This window comes from Microbispora bryophytorum, assembly GCF_006874465.1.
GTDB lineage: Bacteria > Actinomycetota > Actinomycetes > Streptosporangiales > Streptosporangiaceae > Microbispora > Microbispora bryophytorum.
Genome location: NZ_VIRL01000110.1, coordinates 1 through 407, shown reverse-complemented (window position 1 = coordinate 407; position 407 = coordinate 1). Strand labels below are relative to the sequence as shown.

The following is a 407-nucleotide window of genomic DNA, read 5'->3' as shown; positions in this document are numbered from 1 at the left end:
TTGTAAAAAGCCTAATAATAGGTTCTTGAAAAATCGTATATAAGCTAGATATGATGAAAGCTGTTATTAGCGACCACTGTCTAGATAAAGTAAGAGTTTTCTTATATAACTCTTTGTCATTGGATCCTATTGATTTACCAACAAGAATACTTGAGGCATTGGCAAAACCATCGAAAAGATATGCCATTATGTAGTGAATTTGAAATAATACAGCATTCGCAGCTAGAAATTCTGTACCGAACGAAGCACCTTTTGCTGTAAACATATTAATAACAATTAGTAAACAAATAGTCCGAATAAATAAATCTTTGTTAACATTAAACACCTTGTTCATAGAATGTGTATCCAGGAGCGACTGAACTGAGGGCAGCTTCCATTCAAACGGAGAAGCTTTCCAAACAATAAAT

1 protein-coding gene is annotated in these 407 nt (G+C 33.2%); it reads right to left on the bottom strand.

Annotation, left to right across the window (positions count from 1 at the left end; translation table 11 throughout):
- A partial coding sequence (locus FLX07_RS36075; protein ID WP_208762587.1) for an MATE family efflux transporter occupies positions 1–334 on the bottom strand: 334 nt, incomplete at its 3' end.
- Positions 335–407: the final 73 nt, after the last annotated feature.